The sequence below is a fragment of the Rhizobium sp. Leaf306 genome (assembly GCF_001423425.1).
Taxonomy (GTDB): Bacteria; Pseudomonadota; Alphaproteobacteria; order Rhizobiales; family Rhizobiaceae; genus Neorhizobium; species Neorhizobium soli.
The window spans coordinates 238,336-251,984 of sequence record NZ_LMNX01000001.1; the positions used below are offsets into that span (position 1 = coordinate 238,336).

15 protein-coding genes are annotated in these 13,649 nt (G+C 60.8%); 13 read left to right on the forward strand and 2 right to left on the reverse strand.

Annotation, left to right across the window (positions count from 1 at the left end; genetic code table 11):
• Positions 1-184 precede the first annotated feature (184 nt).
• Positions 185-1,687, forward strand: a complete 1,503-nt coding sequence (locus ASG19_RS01085) for a replicative DNA helicase (protein WP_062453348.1) — start codon at positions 185-187, stop codon at positions 1,685-1,687.
• Between the two features lie 93 nt (positions 1,688-1,780).
• Here ASG19_RS01085 and ASG19_RS01090 read toward each other — a convergent pair whose 3' ends face one another.
• Positions 1,781-2,155: a tudor domain-containing protein gene (locus tag ASG19_RS01090; protein ID WP_062453349.1), complete on the reverse strand. Its 375-nt coding sequence runs from the start codon at positions 2,153-2,155 to the stop codon at positions 1,781-1,783.
• 255 nt (positions 2,156-2,410) lie between these two features.
• On the opposite strand from ASG19_RS01090, the gene alr reads away from it, so the two are divergent.
• The 8 genes from alr (at position 2,411) to ASG19_RS01125 (ending at position 9,440) form a co-directional block, all read left to right on the forward strand.
• Positions 2,411-3,577 carry an alanine racemase gene (alr, locus tag ASG19_RS01095; protein ID WP_062453350.1) on the forward strand — a complete coding sequence of 389 codons (1,167 nt, stop codon included), beginning with the start codon at positions 2,411-2,413 and terminating at the stop codon, positions 3,575-3,577.
• A 76-nt stretch (positions 3,578-3,653) separates the two neighbouring features.
• Positions 3,654-3,911, forward strand: a complete 258-nt coding sequence (locus ASG19_RS01100; protein WP_062453351.1) for a type II toxin-antitoxin system ParD family antitoxin — start codon at positions 3,654-3,656, stop codon at positions 3,909-3,911.
• A gap of 47 nt (positions 3,912-3,958) precedes the next feature.
• On the forward strand, positions 3,959-4,204 hold the full coding sequence (locus ASG19_RS23360) for a type II toxin-antitoxin system RelE/ParE family toxin (protein WP_244476105.1): 246 nt from the start codon (positions 3,959-3,961) through the stop codon (positions 4,202-4,204).
• Positions 4,205-4,208: 4 nt separating this feature from the next.
• Positions 4,209-5,612 (forward strand): DNA repair protein RadA, encoded by a 1,404-nt coding sequence (radA, locus tag ASG19_RS01105; RefSeq protein WP_062453352.1) that lies wholly within the window; start codon positions 4,209-4,211, stop codon positions 5,610-5,612.
• A 154-nt stretch (positions 5,613-5,766) separates the two neighbouring features.
• Positions 5,767-6,354, forward strand: coding sequence for a CvpA family protein (locus ASG19_RS01110; RefSeq protein ID WP_062453353.1), 588 nt, complete (start codon positions 5,767-5,769; stop codon positions 6,352-6,354).
• Positions 6,355-6,489: 135 nt separating this feature from the next.
• Positions 6,490-7,992, forward strand: a complete 1,503-nt coding sequence (purF, locus tag ASG19_RS01115; RefSeq protein WP_062453354.1) for an amidophosphoribosyltransferase — start codon at positions 6,490-6,492, stop codon at positions 7,990-7,992.
• Positions 7,993-8,076: 84 nt separating this feature from the next.
• Positions 8,077-8,817: an SDR family NAD(P)-dependent oxidoreductase gene (locus tag ASG19_RS01120; RefSeq protein WP_062453355.1), complete on the forward strand. Its 741-nt coding sequence runs from the start codon at positions 8,077-8,079 to the stop codon at positions 8,815-8,817.
• Between the two features lie 41 nt (positions 8,818-8,858).
• On the forward strand, positions 8,859-9,440 hold the full coding sequence (locus tag ASG19_RS01125; protein ID WP_062453356.1) for a DedA family protein: 582 nt from the start codon (positions 8,859-8,861) through the stop codon (positions 9,438-9,440).
• 21 nt (positions 9,441-9,461) lie between these two features.
• Here the strand turns inward: ASG19_RS01125 and ASG19_RS01130 are convergent, their stop codons facing one another.
• The gene (locus ASG19_RS01130; protein ID WP_062453357.1) at positions 9,462-9,689 is read right to left on the reverse strand and encodes a hypothetical protein; all 228 of its coding nucleotides are present in this window, start codon (positions 9,687-9,689) and stop codon (positions 9,462-9,464) included.
• A 357-nt stretch (positions 9,690-10,046) separates the two neighbouring features.
• On the opposite strand from ASG19_RS01130, the gene cysS reads away from it, so the two are divergent.
• From cysS to pip, 4 genes are all read left to right on the forward strand, one after another.
• A complete protein-coding gene (gene cysS / locus ASG19_RS01135) occupies positions 10,047-11,444 on the forward strand; it encodes a cysteine--tRNA ligase (RefSeq protein WP_062453358.1) in 1,398 nt (465 codons plus the stop codon).
• Between the two features lie 139 nt (positions 11,445-11,583).
• On the forward strand, positions 11,584-12,096 hold the full coding sequence (locus ASG19_RS01140; protein ID WP_062453359.1) for a GFA family protein: 513 nt from the start codon (positions 11,584-11,586) through the stop codon (positions 12,094-12,096).
• Complete coding sequence (locus tag ASG19_RS01145) at positions 12,093-12,599, forward strand: GFA family protein (protein ID WP_062453360.1); 507 nt, start codon at positions 12,093-12,095, stop codon at positions 12,597-12,599. Before ASG19_RS01140 ends, ASG19_RS01145 begins: the two co-directional genes overlap by 4 nt.
• Positions 12,596-13,555, forward strand: a complete 960-nt coding sequence (gene pip, locus ASG19_RS01150; protein ID WP_062453361.1) for a prolyl aminopeptidase — start codon at positions 12,596-12,598, stop codon at positions 13,553-13,555. The genes ASG19_RS01145 and pip overlap by 4 nt, the downstream gene beginning before the upstream one ends.
• Positions 13,556-13,649: the final 94 nt, after the last annotated feature.

Here is a 13,649-nt window from a genome sequence, read left to right on the forward strand (position 1 = left end):
ACCAATGACTGAGTCGCAGCGAAACACAGTCAACCGGATTCATCGTTTCACTGCGTTCTTTCTGGCACCGGCAAAATGGCGCTGTGGATAGCTGTGGAAAAGCCGCTGGGGCAAAAGGCCGGTTTCAGCACGGCGCATTTACCAGTAGAACCGGCAGCTTCGACGGACAGGACGGACAGAGATCATGAACGAAGTCGCGCGCAACATCCCATCGCTGAGCAACAAGGATGCAGCGCCGCACTACCGTGAGGCTCCCAACAACATCGAAGCCGAGCAGGCGCTGCTGGGTGCGATCCTCGTCAACAACGACGCCTATTACCGCGTCTCCGACTTCCTAAAGCCGACCCATCTCTACGAGCCGCTGCACCGCAAGATCTTCGAAGTGGCGGGCGACATCATCCGCATGGGCAAGACCGCCAACCCGGTCACCATCAAGAATTTCGTGCCCGCGGACGAGAAGGTCGGCGACATGACGGTGGCGCAGTATCTCGCCCGTCTCGCTGCCGAAGCCGTGTCAATCATCAATGCCGAGGACTACGGCCGGGCGATCTACGATCTGGCGCTGCGCCGGGCGCTAATCACCATCGGCGAGGACGTCGTCAACATCGCCTATGACGCGCCGCTCGACATGCCGCCGCAGAGCCAGATCGAAGATACCGAGCGTCGCCTGTTCGAGCTTGCCGAAAACGGCCGCTACGACGGTGGCTTCCAGTCGTTCAACGACGCGGTGGCGCTGGCGATCGACATGGCCGGCCAGGCCTTCGAGCGCGACGGCCATCTGTCCGGTATTTCCACCGGCATCATGTCGCTCGACGGCAAGATGGGCGGGTTGCAGCGGTCCGACTTGATCGTGCTTGCCGGTCGTCCGGGCATGGGCAAGACCTCGCTTGCCACCAACATCGCCTACAATATCGCAGCCTCCTACGAGCCTGAGGTCCAGCCGGACGGATCGATGAAAGCCAAGAACGGCGGTGTCGTCGGTTTCTATTCGCTCGAAATGTCGTCCGAACAGCTGGCGACCCGTATCATCTCCGAACAGACCGAAGTGTCCTCGTCGAAAATCCGCCGCGGCGACATTACCGAGGCCGATTTCGAAAAGCTCGTCGCCTGCTCACAGATGATGCAGAAAGTGCCGCTGTTCATCGACCAGACCGGTGGTATCTCGATCGCCCAGCTCTCTGCCCGCGCTCGCCGCCTCAAGCGCCAACGTGGCCTCGACTGCCTCGTGGTCGACTATATCCAGCTGATGACGGGGTCAGGCAAATCCGGCGAGAACCGCGTGCAGGAAATCACCCAGATCACCACGGGCCTTAAGGCGCTCGGCAAGGAGCTCAACGTACCCATCATCGCGCTCTCCCAGCTTTCCCGCCAGGTGGAAAGTCGCGAGGACAAGCGTCCGCAGCTTTCCGACCTTCGCGAATCGGGCTCGATCGAGCAGGACGCCGACGTGGTGCTGTTCGTGTTCCGCGAAGAGTATTACGTGAAGAACTCGGAGCCGCGCGATACGGCCGATCCGAAATACCCGGAATGGGAACAGCTGATGGACAAGGTGAAGGGGACGGCCGACGTCATCATCGCCAAGCAGCGCCACGGACCAACCGGCACCGTCAAGCTCGCCTTCCAGGCGGAATTCACGCGGTTTGCAGATCTGGCCGAACCAAGCTTCACGCAATACGAAGAGCATTGATGAGCTCAGTGCGGCACAAGCCTCTGTGATAAGATGGTCGATGCCCGCCGCCGCAGAGCGGCCGGCATCGACCAGTCGAGGGTCGCTGATCGACTACTGGGTCCGGCAGCGTCCGGTCCGGGTGCTTTCCTTGTCGCCGTCATCATAGGCGATTCCGATTTTCTCGCCTGCCAGCGCGGTGATCTTGCCCGGGTACCAGTCGCCGGCGCCCTTGTAGTTGCATTCGACCTTCATGCCGATCATCCAGTCGTACGGCCGCACCGCGCTCGAAGCCACCGTTTCCCGGTCACCGTCATCGTAGCGGATGGTAACGCTGCCGCCGCCAATCTTTTCGATGACACCCGGAAACCAGTAACCGGCGCCCTTATAGTTGCCGAGAACCCAGTCGCCCTTCGTCTGCGCCAAGGCTGCAGACGCGCCGTAAGCAAGAAAGCTTGCTGTCAATATGACTGAAAGTACATTTTTCACATTAGTCTCTCGAAATATATTTCTGACCTCCCCCTGCCCAATGACGCGGGGAAATTCAATTAATTGAACAGTAAATCTGATACACAATACAATCTGAACACTGAATTAATACGTTGTGGATGTTTCTGTTTTTATCGGATTGCTTGGAATGTTTGAAAAAAGCGTGCGGCGCGCAAAATCTCGCCCGTACGTCTTTTTCCGGCCGTGGAAACGGGTAAGGATTGGCGTCGATCCGATCCATTCTGCTGAGCGCTCATGACAGATTTCGACGACGACGCCCTGCCTTTCGACGAATTCGATATCGCCCCTGCCCGGCTGACCATCGATCTCGTAGCGCTTGCCGACAACTGGCGGGAGATGGCTGAGCGTTCCGGCAGTGCCTCGACTGCGGCCGTGGTCAAGGCGGATGCCTATGGGCTCGGTCTTGAGGATTGCGGTACGGCGCTTTACGAGGCCGGCGCGCGCGATTTCTTTGTGGCCGTGGTTCAGGAAGGTGTGACGCTTCGAACCTATGCGCCGGATGCCCGCATCTATGTGCTGTCAGGCGTCTGGCCCGGTCAGGAAGGGACGTTCTATGAACATGGACTGGTCCCAGTCCTCGTTTCAGAAGAGCAACTCAGCTTCTGGATGGCGGTGACCGCAGAACACGGCGATCATCCTTGCGCGCTGCATATCGATACCGGGTTCAACCGGCTCGGCATTCCGCTGGAGGACGCGCTCGCCTTTGCCGACGACGTGTCGCGGCCGGCGAGTTTCTCGCCCGTCCTCGTTCTGTCGCATCTGCACAGCGGCGATACGCCCTCCTCTTCCTTCAACCGCCAGCAGCTTGAATCATTCCAGAAGGTTGCGGCGGCTTATGAAGGCATTCCTGCAAGTCTTGCGGCGTCTTCCGGTATCATGCTCGGCTCCGAATACCATTTCGACCTCACGCGCCCAGGAATTGCCGTCTATGGCGGCGAGGCTGTCGGTGGCGTCAGCAATCCGATGCGGCCGGTCGCCAAGGCCGAGGCGCGCATCATCCAGATCCGCAGCGCCAAGACCGGCGAAACCGTCAGCTATGGCGGCACACACCGCCTGACCCGCGACAGCCGGCTGGCGATCGTCGCGGCGGGCTATGCGGATGGCTACAAGCGGTCGCTGTCCGGCTCCGGCGTTCCGATCCGCGACAGCATTCACGAAGGCGGTTTCGGTTTCATCGCCGGCCACCGCGTGCCGGTCGTCGGGCGCGTCACCATGGACCTGACGATCTTCGACATCACCGATGTGCCGGAACGCGATGTTCGCACCGGCGATTATATCGAGCTGTTCGGTCCCAACATGCCGCTCGACGACGTCGCGCGCGCGGCCGGCACGATCGGCTACGAACTCCTCACCAGCCTTGGCCTGCGATACGAGCGGCGGTATCTTTACGCCGACGAGTGAGACCGCAACTGCATGCGGAGATCCCCTCTTTCGCGGGCGAAATCTTCGTGCTAAATGAGAACAAAAGGAGATCGAAATGACCGAGATCCATCTCAATGACGAGGCTCTGGCGTTTATCGAAGAGCAGGTGAAGACGGGCGCTTATGAAAGCGCTGAGGATGTCGTCGCGGCGGGACTAAGCCGTCTTGGAAGCGAAGACGAGCTCTTGAGGACGATGATCGCCGAGGCGGATGCCCAGCTGGAGAGAGGCGAGTTCGTGCGTTTCGACAATGCCGACACACACGCGGATTCGATCATCGAACGGGGGATGCGCATATTGAACCGAAAGAGCTGATTTATTCCCCGCTGGCCGATCAGGATCTCCTCGACATATTCCTGTACATCGCCGTCGACGATCCGGTCGCGGCCGGCCACTTCGTCCGAGATCTTACTCGAAAGGCTGCGTGGATTGCCTTCACCGGTTTTCCAGGTTCGCCGCGCGATAATCTCACACCCGGTCTCAAAGCACTCCCATACCGCAAGCGCTGTATCTATTTCCGCCGAACGGAAACGGCTGTCCGCATCGTCCGGGTCCTGCACGGCCATCAAAACCTTCATCCCGACCTCTTCAAGACTGACGAAAACTGATCTCATGGCAAAACCTAAAACTCAATTCGTGTGCCAGAACTGCGGCACGGTGCATAGCCGCTGGGCGGGCAAGTGCGAAGGCTGCGGCGAGTGGAATACGATCGTCGAGGAAGATCCGATGGGCGGCATCGGATCGGGGCCTGGCAAGGTGCCGAAAAAGGGCCGCGCCGTGACGCTGACGGCTCTTTCCGGTGAAACCGAGGAAGCACCGCGCATCCATACCGGCATTTCCGAACTCGACCGTGCCACCGGCGGCGGGTTCGTGCGCGGGTCGGCGGTGCTGATCGGTGGCGATCCGGGCATCGGCAAGTCGACGCTTCTGATGCAGGCGGCAGCCGCCCTTTCGCGTCGTGGTCATCGCATCATCTATGTCTCGGGCGAAGAAGCCGTCGCCCAGGTTCGCCTTCGGGCCCAGCGGCTGGGTGCTGCCGATACGGAAGTGCTTCTGGCGGCCGAAACCAATGTCGAGGACATTCTCGCCACGGTGTCGGAAGGCAAGCGGCCGGATCTCGTGATCATCGATTCGATCCAGACGCTGTGGAGCGATACGGCCGATTCGGCGCCGGGCACCGTCACCCAGGTGCGCACCGGCGTGCAGGCAATGATCCGCTTTGCCAAGCAGACGGGTGCCGCCATGGTGCTGGTCGGCCATGTCACCAAGGAAGGCCAGATCGCCGGTCCGCGGGTGGTCGAGCACATGGTCGATGCGGTGCTTTATTTCGAGGGCGACCGCGGCCATCACTACCGCATCCTGCGCACGGTGAAAAACCGGTTCGGCCCGACGGACGAGATCGGCGTGTTCGAAATGTCCGACAAGGGTCTCCGCGAGGTCACCAACCCGTCAGAACTGTTTCTCGGCGAACGCAATGCCAAATCTCCGGGGGCCGCGGTCTTTGCCGGTATGGAAGGCACACGGCCGGTTCTGGTCGAGGTTCAGGCGCTGGTGGCGGCAACCTCGCTCGGCACGCCGCGCCGCGCGGTGGTCGGCTGGGACTCGTCGCGTCTCGCGATGATCCTTGCGGTTCTCGAAGCCCATTGCGGCGTGCGTCTCGGCCAGCACGACGTCTATCTGAACGTCGCCGGCGGCTACCGCATTTCGGAGCCGGCCGCCGATATGGCGATTGCCTCGGCGCTTGTTTCTTCGCTCGCCGGCATCGCTCTTCCGGCCGACCACGTGTTCTTCGGAGAGATCAGTCTCTCCGGTGCGGTGCGTCCCGTCTCGCAGACGGCGCAGCGCCTGAAGGAAGCTGAAAAGCTCGGCTTTTCCGGTGCCATGCTGCCGGCCACATCCGCCGAGTTGCCGAAGGGTTCCAGCGCCCGCTGGACGATGATCGAGGACCTGCCGGATTTGGTGTCGCGCATCGCCGGTTCGGTCAAAAAACTGGGGAAGCAGGAGGAAGATGATTGATCTTCCGTTAACGCCACGGCTGATGTAAGACACGCGCTCGACGCTCTGGATCAGGTTGGCAACTCCGCCCTGATCCAAGCACGAAAACGGCTGGCCCACATTGGCTTCACCAAGACGGCAGGCATGCAACGGCAGGTTCTGGAGTAGAGTTTACATGCCCATCACCATCTTTGACGGTATTGTCATCGGCGTCACCCTGTTTTCGGCCGTGCTTGCCATGGTTCGAGGTTTCTCCCGCGAGGTTCTGTCGATCGCAAGCTGGGCCGGCGCCATTGCCGCCGCCTACTATCTCTACCCGCTGCTTGTCCCTTACGCGGAAAAGTACACATCCGATCACCGCATCGCCATTGCCGGTTCGGCGGGCGTCATCTTCCTCGTGGCGCTGATCATCATCTCCTTCATCACATCCAGAATTGCCGACTTCATTATCGACAGCCGCATCGGTGCGCTCGACCGCACGCTCGGCTTCCTGTTCGGAGCTGCCCGCGGCATCCTGCTTCTCGTCGTGGCCGTCGCGTTCTGGAACTGGCTGGTCGCTGAAAGTGCCCAGCCGACCTGGGTCACCAACGCCAAGTCGAAGCCATTCCTCGATACGCTGGTCGGTCGCCTCGAAGCCGTGCTGCCCGCCGATATCGAGCCGCAGATCAGGGCCCGCATCCTCGGCAAGGAAGAAGCCCCCGCCGATGGCGCTGTCGGCACCGACCAGACACCGGCCGAAGACGCACCGGTTACAAATAATTGACGCTGTGTTGCGCTTGATGCAGCGCACACCATCACCATTTGTGGTAACATTCGAAATCTGATGATAGACGGGCTGGTCTCCGGGGGAAATCTCCCCCGGCCAGCCTTTCCATTTTTCCTGAAAGGGTACGGCCAGATGCAGCAGCCGGGATCGCAAACATTCGATGTCAACCGCTCCAACGTATGGGACGAAGACACCCTTCATGAAGAATGCGGCGTCTTTGGCGTCCTCGGCCACCCGGATGCGGCAACGCTGACGGCGCTCGGCCTGCATGCCCTGCAGCATCGCGGTCAGGAAGCCGCCGGTATCGTCTCGTTCGACGGTTTGCGCTTCCATTCGGAGCGCCGGATGGGCCTGGTCGGCGATCACTATACGGACCCGGTCACGCTCGCGAAGCTTCCCGGCAATATCTCGATCGGCCACAACCGCTATTCAACAACCGGCGAAGTCGCTCTTCGCAACGTCCAGCCGCTGTTTGCGGAACTGGAAGTCGGCGGTATCGCGATTGCCCACAACGGCAATTTCACCAACGGTCTCACGCTGCGCCGGCAATTGATCGCCGGCGGCGCCATCTGTCAGTCGACATCCGATACGGAAGTCGTCCTTCACCTCATCGCGCGCTCGCGCTACTCCTCCACCGCAGACCGCTTCATCGATGCCATCAGGCAGATGGAAGGCGGTTATTCGATGCTTGCCATCACCCGCACCAAGCTGATCGCGGCGCGTGATCCGACCGGTATCCGTCCCCTCGTTATGGGCGAACTCGACGGCAAGCCTGTGTTTGCCTCTGAAACCTGCGCGCTCGACATTATCGGTGCCAAGTTCATCCGCGACGTCGAAAACGGCGAAGTGATCATCTGCGAGATCCAGTCAGACGGCTCGATCTCGATCGATGCCCGCAAGGCCGGCAATGGCCAGCCGGAACGGCTCTGCCTGTTCGAATACGTCTATTTCGCTCGTCCCGATTCCGTTGTCGGCGGCCGCTCGGTCTATGTGGCGCGCAAGAACATGGGCATCAACCTCGCCAAGGAAGCGCCTGTCGATGCTGATGTCGTCGTGCCGGTTCCCGATGGCGGCACGCCGGCAGCTCTGGGGTACGCCCAGGAGAGCGGCATTCCGTTCGAATACGGCATCATCCGCAACCATTATGTCGGTCGCACCTTCATCGAGCCCACTCAGCAGATCCGCGCTTTCGGTGTGAAGCTGAAGCATTCGGCCAACCGGGCGATGATCGAGGGCAAGCGCGTCGTGCTGGTCGACGATTCGGTCGTGCGCGGCACCACGTCGCTGAAGATCGTCCAGATGATCCGCGATGCCGGCGCCAAGGAAGTTCACCTGCGCGTCGCAAGCCCGATGATCTACTATCCCGATTTCTACGGCATCGACACGCCGGACCGGGAAAAGCTGCTGGCCAACCAGTACGACAGCCTCGAAGCGATGTGCAAATATATCGGCGCGGACTCGCTCGAATTCCTGTCGATCAACGGGCTTTACCGCGCCGTCGGCGGCGAAGACCGCAACGATGCACGGCCGCAGTTCACCGACCATTATTTCACCGGCGACTACCCGACGCGTCTTCTCGACAAGGACGGTGAAGCGGTCGGCCGCAAGGTGTCGCTTCTGGCCAGCAACGGCTGAATGGTTTTCAATCGATCATGAACGTTTTAGAAGGCTGCGGGAACGCGGCCTTCTTTTTTGGTCGCGACTGGCAGGGATGGAACAATGACGATCGACTTGAAGGGTAGGATTGCGCTGGTGACCGGCGCCTCGCGCGGCATCGGTTACTTCACGGCACTGGAGCTGGCAAAGGCCGGCGCGCATGTGATCGCCACCGCACGCACCGGCGGCGGGCTGGAAGAGCTGGATGACGCGATCAAGGCCGTCGGTGGTTCGGCGACGCTCGTGCCGTTTGATCTGACCGACATGGAGGCGATCGACCGCCTCGGTGCCTCGATCTTCGAACGCTGGGGCAAGCTCGACATCCTGGTCGCCAATGCCGGCATCCTTGGTACAATTTCGCCGCTCGGGCATATCGAGGCGAAAGTGTTCGAAAAGGTGATGCTGACCAATGTCACCTCGATGTGGCGGCTGATCCGCTCCGTCGAGCCGCTGCTGGTGCGCTCCGATGCGGGTCGCGCCCTGCTCTTCTCGTCAGGTGCTGCCGCAAAGGCCCCGGCTTTCTGGGGTGCCTACGCGATCTCGAAATCAGCAGTGGAGACCATGGGCCGCATCTGGGCTGCAGAAAACACCCACACGACGCTGAAGGTCAACATGGTCAACCCGGGCGCCACAAGGACCGCGATGCGGGCGCAGGCCGTGCCTGGCGAAGATCCGGAGACACTGCCGCATCCGTCGGAGGTGGCGCAGAAGATCCTCTTCCTCGCCTCGCCAGAGCTTACCGACAGTGGCCGCATGTTCGTGGTGCGCGAAAACCGGTTCGTCGATTTCAGAATGCCGGAATAACCGGATAGACCGACAGCCCGGACGTTTGGGGGAATCTAGTCATGAGCCTGGAACAGTTGATCGGTGAGTATGGACCGGTGGCCGTGTTTCTGGGAGCGGCTGTCGAGGGCGAGACGGCAGCGTTTCTCGGCGGCGTGATTTCCCACCGCGGCCTCATGCCCTACTGGCAGGCCGCGGCGGGTGCCTTCTTGGGATCGCTGATCGCTGACCAGGCGCTGTTTTTTGCGGGCCGCCACGCCAACCGCTTGGCAATCGTCCAGCGGATGATGCGGGTAAAGGCTGCAGAACGCGTCCGCACCCTGCTTGCTGCGCATCCGACGGGCTTCATCCTCTCGTTCCGTTTCATCTACGGCATCCGCACCGTCAGTCCCTTGATGATCGGACTTTCCGGCATCTCGCCTCTTCGCTTCTTCTTTCTCAATCTCATCGCCGCATTCGTCTGGGGCGTCGGGATAACGGCGATCGGGTACCTGTTCGGCAACGCGGTCGAGGCGCTGTTTGGACATTTGAGACTGCATGTTCACATGCTCGCAGCCCTCGGCGTAATCCTTGTTGCGGTTGCCGTCACCGCATTCCTGGCGCGCAAGACGTTGTCACGCGTGTGGGCGGGAACCCGAAATTAGGTCGCACGCCGTTCGGACATCTCAGTTGCTCGTGAGAGCCGAATGGGTGCTGAGCACCTTTTCGAGAAGAACATCGTCGTCGCGCACGCCGAGCTGGTAGAAGCGGATTGCCATGGCCGCCAGCCTTGCGGCGGACGGATCGTGCCTAGAGCGACCGGTCATCCAGCGCGCGACGTTGTATATTCGCGCCAGCCGTTCCAGCTCACCCGGATCAAGCGGCTTTCCCACGAAGGTCGTTCTTACGTCCATGACCCTGCCTCCCACTCTTCATCAGTGATTTCTAATATTAGGCAGAATGGACAAAACGCAAAACACAGGTTTTGGTTAAGATTAACCGGTAACTAAACGCGGGCGGTGAAAACCTCTTTTCAACAGCTTTTTAGATGGGATTTCGGACCGGGAACGCACCAGCAAATCTCTTGACCAAACAGTGGCCTCGCGCCATAAACGACGGATGAACACGGCGATTTCCATCTGCGGGATCATTATTCGCTCAGCGTAAAGCGCTGGCCTGGCCGTTTTCGTCTCTCGAAAAGCTTTGAAGACAAACGCTCTGGTCCGCTCGCCATAGATGCATGCGACGTCAGGATTTTGGGAGATTTTTTGATGAGCGTCACGCTCAAACTATACAATACCTTGATCCGCCAGAAGACGGCGTTCGAGCCCATCGATGCCGACAACGTCCGCATGTATGTCTGCGGCCCGACGGTCTATGATTTCGCCCATATCGGTAACGCCCGGCCGGTGATCGTGTTCGATGTGCTATTCCGGCTGCTGCGGCACGTGTATGGCGACGCCCACGTGACCTATGCGCGCAACATTACCGACGTGGATGACAAGATCAACGCCCGGGCGCTGCGCGATTTTCCGCATCTTGCGCTCAACGATGCAATCCATGCGGTGACCGAAAAGACGGCGAAGCAGTTTCACGACGACGTCGCGGCCCTTGGCTGCCTTGAACCCACCGTCGAGCCGCGCGCCACCGACAATATTGCGCAGATGATCGCCATCATCGAAAAGCTCGTCGGCAACGGCAACGCCTATGTCGCTGAGGGCGAAGTGCTGTTCGACACCAAGTCGATGGCCGATTACGGCCAGCTTTCCAAGCGTCCGCTGGATGAGCAGCAGGCGGGTGCGCGCGTCGCTGTTGATGCGCACAAGAAGAACCCGGGCGATTTCGTGCTGTGGAAGCTTTCCTCCCACAACGAACCCGGCTGGGACAGCCCCTGGGGACGCGGTCGCCCCGGCTGGCATATCGAATGCTCGGCGATGAGCGGCCGCTATCTCGGCGAAGTCTTCGACATCCATGGCGGCGGGCTGGACCTGATCTTTCCGCACCATGAGAATGAGATTGCCCAGTCGCGCTGCGCCCACGGCACCGACGTGATGGCAAATGTCTGGATGCATAACGGCTTCGTGCAGGTCGAAGGCCGAAAGATGTCGAAGTCCGACGGCAATTTCATTACCATCAACCAGTTGCTGGATACCGATACATTCGGCGGCCGCAAGTGGCCGGGCCAGGTGCTGCGCCTCGCCATGCTGATGACGCATTACCGCGAACCGATCGATTTTTCGATCAAGCGCATCGAGGAGGCCGAGCGGCTTCTTGCCAAATGGCCGGCCGTCGACCTCGCCGACATTCCTTCGAGCACGCAGCCCTGCCCGATCGTCCTCGACGCGCTCGCCGACGACCTCAACACGGTGGCCGCGATCCAGCGCATCCATGCGCTGGCGCAGGAAGCCAATGCCGACAGCACGCTGCTGCCGATGTTTGCCGCCAGTGCCGCCCTTCTCGGCGTCGCGCCGGAAAAGACGGAAGTGGACGGGGCGCTTGCCGAAGCGGTGGATGCGCTCGTCGCGCTGCGTCTCGAAATGCTCAAAGCGAAGAACTTCGCCGAAGCCGACCGCATCCGTGACGAACTGTCAACCAAGGGCATCCAGCTGAAGGATCGCAAGAACGCCGAGACCGGCGAACGGGTGACCACCTGGGAGGTAAAGCGCTAACGCTTGCCGCATGGGCGGGGTGGTCCTATGCTTTTGGCACGGGACCACCCAAAGGATGAGGGGAGGATGACATGAGTGCAGAGCGCCAACCAAACCCTGTGGGCAGTCGCGGCCGTCAGACCTCGCTACGGGGCAATGCATGACGAGCCATGACATTTGCACCGGCGGCTGTCAGTGCGGCGCCCTGCGTTTTCGCCTCGACGGCAAGCCCGACCATGTCTCCATCTGCCATTGCCGCATGTGTCAGAAGGCGTTCGGTGCCTATTATGCGCCCCTCGTCTCCACCCGCGGCACCGGCTTTTCATGGACGCGCGGACAGCCAAAATATTTCCACTCTTCGAACCATGTGCGGCGCGGCTTCTGCGACAATTGCGGCACTCCGCTGACCTATGAGGCGGCGGATGGCATTGCGGTCTCGGCCGGTGCTTTCGACGATCCGTCGGTGCTGCCGCCGTCGGTCCAGTATGGCACCGAAGGCAAGGTGGCGTTCGTGGATCATCTGCACACCCTGCCCGGGCACGATACGATGGATGATATCGACGAGGCGCCTTTCCTCAATGATATCGTTTCCAACCAGCATCCGGATCACGATACACAGACGTGGCAACCAGTTCCCGCCGATCGCGGAATGACGAAGGAGGACGATGCATGAGTGAGACGGAAAAAGCCGGCCAGCCGAGAACCGGCGGGTGCCAGTGCGGTGCCGTGCGTTTCAGGATCAAAGGACAGCTTGGTCGTGCCTCCATCTGCCATTGCCGGATGTGCCAGAAGGCGTTCGGCGGGTTCTTCGGGCCGCTTGTCTCAGCACCACAGGACGGTGCGGAAACCGGGGTCGAGTGGACCCGCGGGGAGCCAAAATACTTCCAGTCATCGATCAATATCGACCGCGGCTTTTGCGCGGAATGCGGCACACCGCTGACCTATCGCACACCGACCAGCCTTGATATCGCCATCGGCGCCTTTGACGAGCGCGACGACCTGATGCCGCAGGTGCAGGTCAACCACACTTTCCGGCTGCCCTGGGTGGAGACGATCTTCGACGCTCCGGTGCATACCGGCGATACGGACTATTATTCGAAGCAGGAGCAGATCATCTCCTTCCAGCACCCCGATCACGATACGGAAAACTGGCCCGCGAAAGGTCTGCATCTATGACGGAAGTGCTGCGCACGCTCTACCCGGCAACGACTGCCTTTGAGACCGGCACGCTCGATGTTGGCGACGGTCACTCGATCTATTTCGAACGGCATGGCACGAAGGGGGCAAAACCCGTCGTCTTCCTGCATGGCGGCCCCGGCGGCGGCATCACGCCGATCCAGTCGCGACTGTTTGACCCCGAACTCTACGACATCCTGCTGTTCGACCAGCGCGGTTGCGGCAAGTCGACGCCGCATGCAAGCCTTGAGGCCAACACGACCTGGCATCTGGTCGCCGATATCGAGCGGCTGCGCGAGATGGTCGGCGTCGACAAGTGGCAGGTGTTTGGTGGATCCTGGGGTTCGACGCTCGGCCTCGCCTATGCCGAGACACACCCCGATCGGGTGACCGAGCTGCTGCTGCGCGGCATCTATACGCTGACGAGAGCCGAGCTCGACTGGTACTACCAGTTCGGCGTCTCCGAGATGTTTCCAGAAAAATACGAGGCGTTTGTCGCACCGATTCCCGAGGACGAGCGCCACGAGATGATGGCAGCCTATCACCGCCGCCTGACCGGATCAGACACGGCGGCGCAGCTTGAGGCGGCCAAGGCCTGGAGCATCTGGGAGGGATCGACGATCACGCTTCTCCCCGATGCGGCGCTGACCGAAGGCTTCGGCGAGGACCACTACGCCATCGCCTTTGCCCGCATCGAAAACCACTTCTTCATGAATGCCGGCTGGCTTGAGGAAGGCCAGCTCTTGCGCGATGCGACAAAGCTCAAGGGCATTCCTGGCATCATCGTGCACGGCCGATACGACATGCCCTGCCCGCTCAAATACGCCTACCAGTTGTCGAAGGTCTGGACTGACGCAGATTTCCACATCATCGAAGGCGCCGGCCATGCCGTGTCGGAACCGGGGATTACGGATCAGTTGATCCGCGCGACGGATCGGTTTGCGGGGAAGGCATAAATGCGAAAGCTTGCGGGGCGTCTCGCCCCGCATTCGGCTCCCGCCAACGTCTCCCTGCGGGCGGGGAGAAGCGATATGCCTCACCCCTCCCGAT